Consider the following 13867-nt stretch of genomic DNA (forward strand, 5'->3'; position numbering starts at 1 on the left):
TTTTGCGCGAACCGTCGGCGGTTCGCGTCGTTCCCGCTGCAGCGCATTGCCTGCGCCGCCTGGCGGGTTGCGCCGTTGCTCAACGGCGCGATGTCCTCTTACCTGTTCAACTGCTTAACCGTTCAACTTACCTTTACGGCGCGGCCGTGAATCGCCTGTGCGTGCCGCCGGCGCCAAATCTGCCCGTGAACGGCTGCGCGAGGCTACGCCCGCCACGCCATGCGCACCACGCTATAATCATCCGCTTGCCGCTCTGCCGTGTGTTTCGCGCACCTTGTGCGCTTGACCGCCGGCGCGCGTGCCCCGCTTCTTTCCGCATCCGTCTGTGCCCCTCTTCGATCAGGCTCGATCCGCCCAGTGAATCCGCTACTCGACTCCCTTCAGCCCTACCCGTTCGAAAAGCTGCGCGCGCTTTTCGCGGAGCTCACGCCGACCGCCGGCCTCGCGCATATCAGCTTCGGCATCGGCGAGCCGAAACACCCTACGCCCGCGCTGATCCGCGACGCGGTGGTGGCCTCGCTCGGCGGTTTGTCCTCGTATCCGGCCACGATCGGGTCGCCGGCGCTGCGCGAGTCGATCGCAAAGTGGGTCACGCGGCGCTACAACCTGCCGCCGGTCGATCCGGCCACCCAGGTGCTGCCGGTGTCGGGTTCGCGCGAGGCGCTGTTCGCGCTCGCCCAGACCGTGCTCGACCCGAAAAAGAATGCTGACAGCGAGCCTGCGATCGTACTCTGTCCGAACCCGTTCTACCAAATCTACGAAGGCGCGGCGATTCTGGCCGGCGCGCAGCCGTACTTCGTGAATAGCGCCCCGGCGCGCAACTTCGCCTGCGACTACTCGGCGGTGCCGGCCGACATCTGGGCGCGCACGCAACTGCTCTACGTCTGCTCGCCCGGCAATCCGACCGGTGCGGTGCTCACGCTCGACGACTGGCGCGAACTGTTCGCGCTGTCGGACCGCTACGGCTTCGTGATCGCCTCGGACGAGTGCTACTCCGAAATCTATTTCGACGAAGCCAACCCGCCGCTCGGCGGCCTGGAAGCGGCCCACCGGCTCGGCCGCGGTTTCGAGCGGCTCGTCATGCTGTCGAGCCTGTCCAAACGCTCGAACGTGCCGGGCATGCGCTCGGGCTTCGTCGCGGGCGATGCGGCGATTCTCAAGGACTTCCTGCTATACCGGACATACCACGGCGCGGCCTTGTCGACAGTGTTCCAGAGTGCCAGCATCGTGGCCTGGAATGACGAGACGCACGTGCGCGAGAACCGCGCGAAGTACGTGCGGAAGTTTTCCACCGTGACGCCGATGCTCGCCGAGGTGCTCGACGTGCGCCTGCCGGACGCCGCGTTCTACCTGTGGGTGGATGTCTCGCGCACGGGCCTCACGGACACCGAGTTCGCCCAGCGCCTCTACGCCGACTATAATGTGACGGTTCTGCCGGGCTCGTTCCTCGCGCGCACTGCGCATGGCGTGAACCCCGGCCGCAATTTCGTGCGCATGGCGCTCGTCGCCGACGTCGACGAATGCACGCAGGGCGCGCAGCGGATCGTCGATTTTTGCCGCGCGCTGGCGGGTTGAGTTTTCACTTTGCGACCCCGCGCACCGCATCCCCTTCTTCAGACTTCAACTCTTCGATAAAGCACGCATATGTCGCAACAACTTCAGCAGATCATTGACACCGCCTGGGAAAACCGCGCCGAACTGTCGCCGAAGGCCGCTCCGGCCGACGTGCGCGAAGCCGTCGCCCACGCCATCGAGCAACTGGACAAGGGCGCGCTGCGCGTCGCGGAAAAGAAGGACGGCGACTGGGTCGTCAATCAGTGGCTGAAGAAAGCCGTGCTGCTGTCGTTCCGCCTGGAAGACAACGCGCCGATGCCGGCCGGTGGCTACTCGCAGTTCTACGACAAGGTGCCGTCGAAGTTCGCCAACTACACCGCTGAAGACTTCGCCGCCGGCGGCTTCCGCGTGGTGCCGCCCGCGATCGCGCGCCGCGGCTCGTTCATCGCGAAGAACGTCGTGCTGATGCCGTCGTACACGAACATCGGCGCGTACGTGGACGAAGGCACGATGGTCGACACGTGGGCCACCGTCGGTTCGTGCGCGCAGATCGGCAAGAACGTGCACCTGTCGGGTGGCGTGGGCATCGGCGGCGTGCTCGAGCCGCTGCAGGCGAACCCGGTGATCATCGAAGACAACTGCTTTATCGGAGCGCGTTCGGAAGTGGTGGAAGGCGTGATCGTCGAAGAAAACTCGGTGATCTCGATGGGCGTGTACCTCGGCCAGAGCACCAAGATTTACGACCGCGAAACCGGCGAAGTCACGTATGGCCGCATTCCGGCGGGCTCGGTGGTGGTGGCGGGCAACCTGCCGTCGAAAGACGGCTCGCACAGCCTCTACTGCGCCGTGATCGTCAAGAAGGTCGACGCCAAGACGCGCGCGAAGGTCGGCTTGAACGAGCTGCTGCGAGGCGACTGATGGCGCGCGGCACGAAAACCGTCGTCTACGGCATCCCGAACTGCGATACCGTGAAGAAAGCCCGCGTGTGGCTTGAAGAGCACGGCGTCGAGTTCGAGTTCCACGACTTCAAGAAACACGGCGTGACCGAACCGCTCGTGCAGGACTGGCTGAAAGACGTGAAGCTCGACGCCTTGCTGAACCGGCGCGGCACCACGTGGCGCGCCCTGTCCGACGACATGAAGGCGGCCGCGGACACGCAGTCGGGCGCGATCGCGTTGATGATCCACAAGCCGTCGGTAATCAAGCGGCCTGTGCTGGTGGTCAACGGGCGCGTCAAGTCGCTCGGCTTTTCGGCGGACGACTACACAGCGCTGTTCGCGTGAGCCTGCGCGCCTGGCCTGAAGCGTGATTTCGCGCAACTGAGCGCAACACGTAGTCGCGGTACGTAGTAAAACGCGGCCTCGGCCGCGTGGCTCAAAAGCTGTTGCCGGCTGCGGTGTTCAACCGCCAGCCGGCATTTTTTCATTTCAAAGTGGCTGTATCGAATCCATGTCCGGCACCCTCGCCCTTACCGAACAACTGATCGCGCGTGCGTCCGTCACGCCCGACGACCAGCATTGCCAGCGCCTCCTGATCGAGCGCCTGTCCGCGCTCGGCTTCGAGCACGAGACCATCGAATCGAACGGCGTGACCAACCTGTGGGCCGTTAAACGCGGCGTCGACGGCACCGCGGGCAAGCTGCTCGCGTTCGCCGGCCATACCGACGTGGTGCCGACCGGCCCGCTCGAACAATGGCACTCGGCGCCGTTCGAGCCGACCCGTCGCGACGGCAAGCTGTATGGCCGCGGCGCGGCGGACATGAAAGCGTCGATCGCGGGCTTCGTGGTGGCGAGCGAGGAGTTCGTCGCCGCGCACCCGGCGCACCGCGGCTCGATCGCCTTCCTGATCACGAGCGACGAAGAAGGCCCCGCCACCGACGGCACCGTCAAGGTCGTCGAGGCCCTGCAGGCGCGCGGCGAGCGCATGGACTACTGCGTCGTCGGCGAACCGACTTCGAGCGCGCAATTCGGCGATATGGTGAAGAACGGCCGGCGCGGTTCGATGTCGGGCAAGCTGATCGTCAAAGGCGTGCAAGGCCATATCGCCTATCCGCATCTGGCGAAGAATCCGGTGCATCTGCTCGCGCCCGCGCTGGCCGAACTGGTCGCCGAACGCTGGGACGACGGCAACGAATACTTCCCGCCCACCACGTGGCAGGTGTCGAACATTCATAGCGGCACCGGCGCGACCAACGTGATTCCGGGCCATGCGGACGTGATGTTCAACTTCCGCTTCTCGACGGCCAGCACCGTGGAAGGTCTGCAGGCCCGCGTGCACGCGATCCTCGACAAGCACGATCTGGACTACGATCTGCAATGGACCGTGAGCGGCTTGCCGTTCCTCACGCCGCGCGGCGATCTGTCAAACGCGCTCGCCAAGGCGATCAAGGACGAAACCGGTGTCACCACCGAACTGTCGACCACCGGCGGCACCTCGGACGGCCGCTTCATCGCGCGCATCTGCAAGCAGGTGATCGAATTCGGCCCGCTGAACGCCAGCATCCACAAGATCGACGAGCATATCGACGTCGCACACATCGAGCCGCTGAAGAACGTGTATCGCCGCGTGCTCGAACAACTGATTGCGTGACCCAAGGACTATTTGCGATGACGCTCCCGTTTTCCACCGTTCGCGACCTGCTGCGTTTCGCGGTCTCGCGCTTCAACCAGGCCGATCTGTCGTTCGGCCACGGCTCGGCCAATGCCTACGACGAAGCCGTCTATCTGGTCCTGCACACGCTGCATCTGCCGCTCGATCTGCTGGACCCGTTTCTCGACGCGCGTTTGACCGCGGCTGAAATCGACGCCGTGCTGAACGTGATCGAGCGCCGCGCCACCGAGCGCGTGCCGGCCGCCTACATCACGCAGGAAGCCTGGATGCACGGCTTCCGCTTCCACGTGGACGAGCGCGTGATCGTGCCGCGTTCGTTCATCGGCGAATTGCTGCAGGACGGTTTGCAGCCCTACGTGGAAGATCCCGAGCAGGTGAGCGCCGTGCTGGAGTTGTGCACCGGCTCCGGCTGCCTCGCGATTCTCGCCGCGCATGCGTTCCAGAACGCGGATATCGACGCGGTGGATCTGTCGGCGCCCGCGCTGGAAGTCGCCGCGCGCAACGTCACGGACTACAAGCTCGACGACCGCGTCGCGCTGTTCGAAGGCGATCTGTACGCGCCGCTCGCCGAGCGCCGCTACGACGTGATCATCAGCAACCCGCCGTATGTGAACGCGGCGTCGATGCAGGATCTGCCGGCCGAATACAAGCACGAGCCGGACATGGCGCTGGCGGGTGGCGTCGACGGCATGGACATCGTGCGGCGGATCATCGCCGAAGCGCGCAACTGGCTGACCGACGAAGGCGTGCTGGTCGTCGAGATCGGCAACGAGCGGGCGAACGTGGAAGCGGCGTTCGGCGGGCTCGATCTGGTCTGGCTGTCCACCAGTGCCGGCGACGATAACGTGTTCCTGATCCAGGCGGCCGATTTGCCGGTTTGAGTTTTATCGCTTCTTCGGGATGCGGTGCGCATGGCGGGCTTGACCTGCTGTGCGCAGTGCGCCTGAGCAAAGCCGCTTTACCGGGCGCTCGCTTTGCGCCCAATCTCTGCGCGTCGCGCGTCCAAACGAAGCCGCTTTCACGAGCGCTCGCTTCGATCCCAAGTCTCGTCCAACATCCCACGCCCGACTCGCGCGCTTACGACCAGGCAAAAGCAAAAATGTTCTGCCCACGTCGACCACACCGCATTCGCGCACGCGCCCCCGAAGCTTGACTGCGGCTTGACCATTCCCCACCCTCAACGCACGCACGTTCGGTAAGATGGGCGCGGTCAGCTGCCCGGCGCCTATCGAGCCGGCCGAGGCAGCGCTTCGCCAACCCAACCCTGCCTATGCAATTCGACCTGCTTCACATCGGCACGCTGGTCGCCCTCTGCCACATTCTCGGCGTGGCCGCGGCATGCCACGCGATTCTCAACACGCGCACTTCGCAAGGTGCGATCGCGTGGGCCGTGTCGCTGGTCGCGATGCCTTATCTGACGCTGGTGCCGTATCTGTTCCTCGGCCGTAGCAAGTTTGCCGGCTACGCGGACGCACGCCGCGTCGAGAACGAACTGCTGCGCACGCGCGCGCATCCGCCGGAATGGGACACGCGCGCGTCGTCGGCGGGCCTGCCCACGCTGGAGCTCGGCGGCAGGCTCGTGCATTCGCTCACGCGCCTCGGCGGCATGCCGTTTCTGCCCGGCAACTCGGTACGCACGCTGGTGAACGGCGCGGCGACCTTCGAGGCCATCTTCGAAGCGATCGAGAACGCGCGCCGCTACGTGATCGTGCAGTTCTTCATCGTGCGCGACGACGCGCTCGGCGAGATGCTCAAAGACGCGCTGATCGCGAAAGCGCAACAAGGCGTGCGCGTCTATTTCCTGTACGACAGCATCGGCAGTTTCGATCTGCCGCATCGCTATGTGGCGGCGCTGCGCGCGGGCGGCGTGGAGACGCATCCGTTCGCCACCAATCGCCGCTTCGTCAACCGTCTGCAACTGAACTTCCGCAATCACCGCAAGATCGTTTCGGTGGATGGCGAACGCGCGTTTGTCGGCGGGCACAACGTGGGCGTGGAATATCTCGGCGGCAAGCCGCCGCTCTCGCCGTGGCGCGATACGCATATCGAGGTGCGCGGCCCGGCGGTCGCCAGCATCCAGTTCGTGTTCACGGAAGACTGGCACTGGGCCACGCAGCAGTTGCCCGAGTTCGACATGCCGCCCGCTCCGGTCGCCGACCCCGCGGCGGGCCAAGGCATGCACTGCCTCGTCGTGCCGAGCGGTCCGGCGGACAAGCAGGAGACCTGCTCGCTCTTTTTCGTCGAAGCGATCAACGCGGCGCGCGAGCGAGTCTGGATCACCTCGCCCTACCTGATCCCCGACGAGGCGGTATTCTCGGCCTTGCGGCTCGCGGCGCTGCGCGGTGTGGACGTGCGCATTCTGATTCCGAGCCGGCGCGATCACCTCGTGGTGTTCGCCGCCTCGAAACTGTACGCGTACGACTCACTACGCGCGGGAATCCGGATCTTCCGCTACCAGCCGGGCTTTCTGCATCAGAAGGTCGTGCTGATCGACAGCGCGGCCGCGGCGATCGGCAGCGCCAATCTCGACAACCGCTCGTTCCGGCTGAACTTCGAGATCATGGTGCTGACCGTGGATCGCGGCTTCGCCAAAGAGGTCGAAACGATGCTGCTGGCCGACTTCGCCGAATCGCGTGAAATCGACCGCAATGAGTACCGCAAGGCCACCGCTTTGAAACGCGTGTTGATGCACGTGGCGCGTCTCTTTTCGCCGATCCTGTAGCGGCCGCCGGCTTACAGCAGCTTTTCGATATCTTCGGTAATCGCCTCGGGCTTCGTCAGCGGCGCATAGCGCTTCACCACGTTGCCGTCGCGGCCGATCAGGAACTTGGTGAAATTCCACTTGATCGCTTCCAGCTTCAGCAGGCCGGGCGCCTCGCCCGTCAGATAGCGGAACAGCGGATGCGCGTTCGCACCGTTCACGTCGACCTTGTCGAACATCGGAAAGGTCACGCCGTAGTTCTTTTCACAGAAACTGCCGATCTGCGCGGCGTCGCCCGGCTCCTGCTTGCCGAACTGGTTGCAGGGAAATCCGAGCACCGCGAGCCCGCGTGCCGCATAGGTGTCGTACAGCTTTTGCAAGCCCGCGTACTGCGGCGTGAACCCGCATTCGCTCGCCGTGTTGACGATCAGCAGAACCTTGCCGTCGTACTGCCCGAGACTCACTTCCTCGCCGCCCAACGTACGTGCTGCAAACGAATAAATCGATGTCATGTGTTCCCCCCGTGAAAGCCGTCAGTCTATGCCAAAAGCTTCGCCGGTACAGTCGGCCGAATGGCCGATCCCGGTTGAGCGCACGGTGTCGGGCCCGGCAGTCTAAAATAGCGGTTTTCTTCAGTCGGTCTTTTCGTGATCCGCTTTAACCAGTTCAGCCTCGCGCGCGGCACCAAGCCGCTCTTCGACAACACCACGTTCACCCTCAACCCCGGCGAAAAGGCCGGCCTGGTGGGGGCGAACGGCGCGGGCAAGTCGACGCTGTTCGCCGTGCTGCTTGGCGAGCTGCATGCTGACGGCGGCGATTTTTCGATCCCGCCGAACTGGCAGATCGCCCACGTCGCGCAGGAAACGCCTGCCGCGGACAAGACCGCCCTCGCCTACACGCTGGACGGCGACGCCGCTTTGCGCGCGATCGAAGCGGCGATTTCCGCCGCCTCCGCCGCGCACGACGGCGCGGCCGAAGGCGAAGCGCACGCCGCGTTCGCCGACGCCGACGGCTACACCGCGCCCGCGCGCGCCGAAGCCCTGCTGCTCGGCCTCGGCTTCACGCTGGAACAGACGCGCGAGCCGGTCAGCAGCTTTTCTGGCGGCTGGCGCATGCGCCTGAACCTCGCGCAGGCGCTGATGTGCCGCTCCGACCTGCTGCTGCTCGACGAACCGACGAACCACCTGGATCTCGACGCGATCGTCTGGCTGGAAGACTGGCTGGCCCGTTATCCGGGCACACTGATCGTGATCTCGCACGACCGCGAATTCCTCGATTCGGTCTGCAACGTCACGCTGCACCTGGAACAGCAGCAGATCAAGCGCTACGGCGGCAACTACTCGCAATTCGAAGTGCTGCGCGCACAACAGATCGCGTTGCAGCAAAGCGCGTACGAAAAGCAGCAGCGCACGGTCGAGCATTTGCAGAGCTACATCAACCGCTTCAAGGCGCAGGCCACGAAGGCGCGCCAGGCGCAGAGCCGCGTCAAGGCGTTGGAAAAGATGGAGCTGATCGCGCCGGCGCACGCGTCCTCGCCGTTCACGTTCGAATTCCGCACGCCCGATTCGGCGCCGAATCCGATGATGGTGATGGAAGGCGTGCGTTGCGGCTATCGGAGCGAGAGCGACCCCGCCGTCGAGATTCCGATCGTCGTTCACGTCATGCTGTCGATCCAGAACGGTCAGCGCATCGGGCTGCTCGGCGCCAACGGCCAAGGCAAATCCACGCTGATCAAGACGCTCGCCGGCACGCTCGAGGCGCTCGGCGGCCACGTGCGCGAAGGCAAAGGGCTGCGCATCGGCTACTTCGCGCAGCATCAGCTCGAAACGCTGCGCCCCGACGACACCCCGTTGCAGCACCTCGCGCGTCTCGCACCGGACACGCGCGAGCAGGAATTGCGCGACTTCCTCGGCAGCTTCAATTTTTCCGGCGAGATGGCGACCTCGAAGATCGCGCCCTTCTCCGGCGGTGAAAAAGCCCGCCTCGCGCTCGCGCTGATCATCTGGCAAAAGCCGAATCTGCTGCTGCTCGACGAACCGACCAATCACCTGGATCTCGAAACGCGTCACGCGCTGACCATGGCGCTCGCGCAGTTCGAAGGCACGCTGATTCTGGTGTCGCACGACCGGCACTTGCTGCGCGCCACCACGGATCAATTCATGCTGGTCGCGAAACATCGCCTGCAGGAATTCGACGGTGACCTCGACGACTATCGGGACTGGCTGCTTCAACATGCGGCCGAGCAACGCGCAGCGCTCAAAGCGAACGCGGCATCGAGCGGCGGCAATGGCGGCGACAGCGGCGTGGACAACGGCGTGAACCGCAAGGAACAGCGGCGCCTCGAGGCGGAAACGCGTCAAAAGCTCGCGCACCTGAAAAAACCGCTGCAAAGCCGGATCACGAAGATCGAAAAGGAAATGGACGCGCTCAACGCGGAGAAGGCGACGCTCGATGCTTTTGTCGTCGATCCGGCGAGTTACGAGCCCGAGCAGAAAAGCAAACTGACGGAGGCGATCCGCCGTCAGGCAGATGTGAACGCGCGCCTCGAAACGCTCGAAGCCGAATGGCTCGAGACTCATGAGGAACTCGAACAAATCGGCTAGCGGCACGCAGTTTCAGGTCCGCGCCGGCATCGACGGGAGGTTGGCTTTGTCATCCGCGACATCATCCGTCTCAACGCCTGATTCATCGGCCACGGTTTCGGCCGCCGCGTCGGCTGTCTCCGCGCCGCCCGCGCTGCAAGGGCTGCGTGTGCTCGACCTGACGCGCCTGCTGCCGGGACCGGTCGCCGCCCTGCGCCTTGCCGAACTGGGCGCCGACGTGCTGAAGATCGAAGCGCCCGGCGCCGGCGATCCCACCCGCACGATGATGCAGTCGTCGAGCGATCGCGTGGCCGGGCGGCCCGGCGCGTTTTACCGGCTGGTGAATCGCGGCAAGCGCGAAACGCGCCTCGACCTCAAATCCGAAGCGGGACGCAACGTGCTGTGCGCGCTCGCGGCGGAAGCGGACGTGCTGATCGAGAGTTTCCGGCCAGGCGTGATGGAGCGGCTGGGCCTCGGCTACGAAACGCTGCGCACGCTCAATCCGCGGCTGGTGTTCTGCGCGATCAGCGGATACGGCGCGAGCGGCCCGTTCGTCGACCATGCCGGACACGATCTGAACTACATCGGCTACGCGGGCGTGCTCGATCAACTGGCGGGCCGTGACGGCGCGCCGATCCTGCCGAATTTCCAGATTGCCGACCTGCTCGGCGGCGCCTTGAGTGCGGTCACGCAGATTCTCGCGGCGCTATGGCATGTGTCGCGCGGCGGCGAAGGCCGCTTCGTCGATGTCTCCATGACGCATGCCACCTATGCGCACAACGTCGTGGCGCAGGTCGCGCTCGCTAACGAAGGCGCGGCGCCTGCCGTCGGCGCCGGTCTGCTGAACGGCGGTGTGCCTTGCTACAACCTGTACCGCACGCTCGATAACCGCTGGCTCGCGGTCGGCGCGCTCGAACTGAAATTCTGGGAAACACTCTGCATGGCGCTCGACCGGCCCGAATGGGCCACGCGCCACTGGAGTCTCGGCCAGGCGATCGGAGGTCCGGACGCCACCGCGCTCACTCAGGAACTAGCCGACGTGATCGGCAAGCGTCCGTTGGAAGAATGGGTTTTGCTGCTGGAGTCGCTCGACTGCTGTGTCTCGCCGGTGCTCACGGCTGCCGAAGCCGCGCGGCATCCGCTGTTCAATCCGCAGGCTTACGATGCGGCGAGCGCGAGCGGTGAAAACGATGAAGAGAGCCTGATCAGGTAAGGCGCAGGAGAAGCAGCGCCTTGGCGGGGCCCAGCCGGCCGGCGGTGAAATGCCACCTGGTGCGCCGCCTTTTAGCTCTGTGCGGCGAGAAAAGGCTCAGAAGCCACGAGGGCTAAAGGCGTAAGGAGCAAAGGCTAGCGGCGACCCGCGAGCCGCGAGCCGCGAGCGCAGGAAAATAACCACGCGACACACTCCGGGCCAGCCCGCTCCGCCGGCACGAACCTCAGCGCCGCGCAGCAGTTTGCCGCGGCAACGTCTGACGCGGCGTCTTTTCGTCGTCGTACAGCACGTGCTTGCGGCCTTCCACATGACGATTGATCGTCGCGCGAACTTCGGCGGCCGTGGCGTCTTCGGCCACCACCCGCCGCGAAATCTGCCCTGCCGTGTCGATCCATTCGACGATCCGGCAAGCGCCGCCCCAAGGCTGGCGAATAGGCGCGGAGACGCGGCAGCCGCGCACCTGGATCGGCTGCTCGGCTACGGTTTCATATGACTGTTTCAAGGCGCGATCCTTTTTCGGGCATCAGAAGGGATGCATACCCTTGCAGCTTAGGAAAAAGGAATGTCGGGTAGGTTACAGCCAATATGGAGATATTTACCGGGCATTACGGAACGTCGGGCGCCCCAGGACGCCCGAACCCCCGTCTATTCGAGCGTGCGGACCCGGTCGATCGCCTGTTCGATCCGCTCGACCGCAACGACCTGTAAGCCTTCTATCGGCTGCTTCGGCGCATTGGCCTTGGGAATCACCGCGACCGAAAAGCCCAGTTTGGCGGCTTCCTTCAGACGCTCCTGACCGCGCGGCGACGGCCGGATCTCGCCGGCGAGACCCACTTCCCCGAACACCACCAGCCCCTTGGGCAACGGCTTGTTACGCATGGACGAATGAATCGCGAGCAGCACGGCCAGGTCGGCCGCGGGCTCGGTAATCTTCACGCCGCCCACGGCGTTCAGAAACACGTCCTGATCGAAACACGCGATACCGGCATGCCGGTGCAGCACCGCCAGCAGCATCGCGAGCCGGTTCTGTTCCAGGCCGACCGCAAGGCGCCGCGGATTCGGCGCGTTGGCGGCATCCACGAGGGCCTGCACTTCGACCAGCAGCGGGCGTGTGCCCTCCTGCGTCACCAGCACGCAGGAACCCGGCACCGACTGCTCGTGCTGCGACAGAAACAGCGCCGACGGATTGGCCACGCCGCGCAATCCGCGCTCGGTCATGGCGAACACGCCGAGCTCGTTGACCGCGCCGAAGCGGTTCTTGATCGCGCGCACCAGCCGATACGAGGAATGCGTGTCGCCCTCGAAGTACAACACCGTGTCGACGATGTGCTCGAGCACGCGCGGCCCGGCGAGCGCGCCTTCCTTGGTGACGTGGCCGACCATGATGATGGTGGTGCCCGACTGCTTGGCGATCCGCGTGAGTTGCGCCGCGCACTCGCGCACCTGGGCAACCGAGCCCGGCGCGGAAGTCAGCGCATCGGAATAGACCGTCTGGATCGAGTCGATCACCGCGACATCGGGCCGCTGATCGGCGATCGTCGCCTGAATTTTTTCGAGCTGGATTTCAGCGAGCAGTTGCAGCTCGCTCGCCTTCGAGCCCGGCTCCAGCAACGAAAGCCGTTGCGCGCGCAACGCAATCTGCGCGGCCGATTCCTCGCCGCTGATATAGAGCGCGCGTTTGTCGGCGGCGATCTCCGCGAGCGATTGCAGCAGCAGCGTCGATTTGCCGATGCCCGGATCGCCGCCGATCAGCACCACGCCGCCCGGCACCAGACCGCCACCGAGTACGCGGTCGAACTCACTCACGCCGGTGGAAAAGCGCGGCACATCGGACGCGTCGATATCGGCGAGCCGGCGCACCGGCGCGCTCTTCGCGAGCGACTGGAAGCGGTGCGTGGACGGCGCTTCCGCCACCGACTCGACCAGCGTGTTCCACGCATTGCATGATGGGCACTGGCCGGCCCATTTCGGCGATTGCCCGCCGCATTCACTGCAGATGTACAACGTCTTCGGTTTAGCCACGCGTTATTCCGCCCGTACCGGCACGCGCGGCGCCACGGCGCACATCAGCTCATAGCCGATGGTGCCGCATGCCTGCGCGACGTCGTCGATCGGCAGCGAGGTACCCCACAACTCGACGCGCGAGCCGACGTTGGCGGTCGGCACCGGCGTCAGGTCGACGGTGAGCATGTCCATCGAGACGCGCCCGACGACCCGCGTGCGCACGCCGTCGACGATCACCGGCGTGCCTTCCGGCGCGACGCGCGGATAGCCGTCCGCGTAGCCGCACGCCACCACGCCGATGCGCATCGAACCGCGCGCCTTGAACGACGAGCCGTAGCCGACCGTATGGCCTTCGTTGAGCATTTGCACGGCGATCAGTTCCGAAGCGAGCGTCATGGCCGGTTGCAGGCCCGTGCCTTCGATCGCGGCTGTCACGCCGGACGGCGACGCGCCGTACATGATGATGCCCGGGCGCACCCAATCGAAGTGCGTGGCGGGATGCCACAGCGTGGCGGCCGAATTGGCGAGGCTGCGCGCGCCGGCAATGCCCTGCGCGCCGCGCTCGAACGCTTGCATCTGATAGTCGACGCCGCGATCGCCGTCGGCGTCCGAGAAATGGGTCATCAATGTGATCTGGCCGACGCCCTGGCAGGCGCGCGCCCGCTCCCACGCGGCGCGGAATTTCTCCGGCGTGTAACCGAGGCGATTCATGCCGGTGTTCATCTTCAACTGGATGTTGACCGGCTTGGACAGGCGCGCCATTTCGAGCATGCGCAACTGTTCGTCCGAATGCAGCGCGGTGGTCAGGCTGTAGCGGTCGATCACGTCGATATCGGTCGGACGAAAGAAGCCTTCGAGCAGAAGAATCGGGCCGGCCCAGCCCAATTCACGCAACTTCACGGCTTCTTCGAGGTCCAGCAACCCAAAGCCGTCGGTTGCGCGCAGGCCGGGAAAAACGCGCGCAAGGCCGTGCCCGTAGGCGTTTGCCTTGACGACGGCCCAGATTTTGGATTTCGGCGCGTAGCGCCGGGCAACGGCGAGATTATTGGCGAGAGCGGAGGTATGAATCGTGGCTGAGAGGGGGCGCGGCATGGGATATTTTCGTAAAGACGCTTGCGAATCAGCGGCTTACAGGGCGTTTTCAACGCTCGGCAGCCCGCTGGGCGGTGCGATCAAGGATTCTGCTAGTCCGAATCCATCTAT

General features: G+C 65.0%; 12 protein-coding genes. 8 read left to right on the forward strand and 4 right to left on the reverse strand.

Annotation, left to right across the window (positions count from 1 at the left end; genetic code table 11):
- Positions 1-357: 357 nt before the first annotated feature.
- The 6 genes from dapC (at position 358) to cls (ending at position 6886) form a co-directional block, all read left to right on the forward strand.
- A complete protein-coding gene (gene dapC / locus P0D73_RS13295; RefSeq protein ID WP_408282628.1) occupies positions 358-1575 on the forward strand; it encodes a succinyldiaminopimelate transaminase in 1218 nt (405 codons plus the stop codon).
- 69 nt (positions 1576-1644) lie between these two features.
- Positions 1645-2472 (forward strand): 2,3,4,5-tetrahydropyridine-2,6-dicarboxylate N-succinyltransferase, encoded by an 828-nt coding sequence (gene dapD / locus P0D73_RS13300; RefSeq protein WP_027213332.1) that lies wholly within the window; start codon positions 1645-1647, stop codon positions 2470-2472.
- The gene (locus tag P0D73_RS13305; protein ID WP_132373917.1) at positions 2472-2837 is read left to right on the forward strand and encodes an ArsC family reductase; all 366 of its coding nucleotides are present in this window, start codon (positions 2472-2474) and stop codon (positions 2835-2837) included. The genes dapD and P0D73_RS13305 overlap by 1 nt, the downstream gene beginning before the upstream one ends.
- A gap of 166 nt (positions 2838-3003) precedes the next feature.
- Entirely contained in the window at positions 3004-4143 is a 1140-nt protein-coding gene (gene dapE / locus P0D73_RS13310) for a succinyl-diaminopimelate desuccinylase (RefSeq protein WP_408431618.1), read from the forward strand.
- A 17-nt stretch (positions 4144-4160) separates the two neighbouring features.
- Positions 4161-5045 carry a 50S ribosomal protein L3 N(5)-glutamine methyltransferase gene (gene prmB, locus P0D73_RS13315; RefSeq protein WP_132373915.1) on the forward strand — a complete coding sequence of 295 codons (885 nt, stop codon included), beginning with the start codon at positions 4161-4163 and terminating at the stop codon, positions 5043-5045.
- A 389-nt stretch (positions 5046-5434) separates the two neighbouring features.
- Positions 5435-6886, forward strand: a complete 1452-nt coding sequence (gene cls / locus P0D73_RS13320) for a cardiolipin synthase (protein ID WP_132373914.1) — start codon at positions 5435-5437, stop codon at positions 6884-6886.
- An 11-nt stretch (positions 6887-6897) separates the two neighbouring features.
- Here the strand turns inward: cls and P0D73_RS13325 are convergent, their stop codons facing one another.
- Positions 6898-7377 (reverse strand): glutathione peroxidase, encoded by a 480-nt coding sequence (locus P0D73_RS13325; RefSeq protein WP_408431620.1) that lies wholly within the window; start codon positions 7375-7377, stop codon positions 6898-6900.
- A 135-nt stretch (positions 7378-7512) separates the two neighbouring features.
- On the opposite strand from P0D73_RS13325, the gene P0D73_RS13330 reads away from it, so the two are divergent.
- Both P0D73_RS13330 and P0D73_RS13335 read left to right on the forward strand, forming a co-directional pair.
- Positions 7513-9468 (forward strand): ATP-binding cassette domain-containing protein, encoded by a 1956-nt coding sequence (locus tag P0D73_RS13330; protein ID WP_408431622.1) that lies wholly within the window; start codon positions 7513-7515, stop codon positions 9466-9468.
- Positions 9469-9601: 133 nt separating this feature from the next.
- Positions 9602-10660: a CaiB/BaiF CoA transferase family protein gene (locus tag P0D73_RS13335; RefSeq protein WP_408176180.1), complete on the forward strand. Its 1059-nt coding sequence runs from the start codon at positions 9602-9604 to the stop codon at positions 10658-10660.
- Positions 10661-10883: 223 nt separating this feature from the next.
- Here P0D73_RS13335 and P0D73_RS13340 read toward each other — a convergent pair whose 3' ends face one another.
- From P0D73_RS13340 to alr, 3 genes are all read right to left on the reverse strand, one after another.
- Entirely contained in the window at positions 10884-11162 is a 279-nt protein-coding gene (locus tag P0D73_RS13340) for a DUF2866 domain-containing protein (protein ID WP_408175933.1), read from the reverse strand.
- 143 nt (positions 11163-11305) lie between these two features.
- Complete coding sequence (gene radA, locus P0D73_RS13345; RefSeq protein ID WP_132373910.1) at positions 11306-12682, reverse strand: DNA repair protein RadA; 1377 nt, start codon at positions 12680-12682, stop codon at positions 11306-11308.
- 3 nt (positions 12683-12685) lie between these two features.
- On the reverse strand, positions 12686-13756 hold the full coding sequence (alr, locus tag P0D73_RS13350) for an alanine racemase (RefSeq protein ID WP_408175930.1): 1071 nt from the start codon (positions 13754-13756) through the stop codon (positions 12686-12688).
- Positions 13757-13867: the final 111 nt, after the last annotated feature.

The organism is Paraburkholderia sp. RL18-101-BIB-B, assembly GCF_046026985.1.
GTDB lineage: Bacteria > Pseudomonadota > Gammaproteobacteria > Burkholderiales > Burkholderiaceae > Paraburkholderia.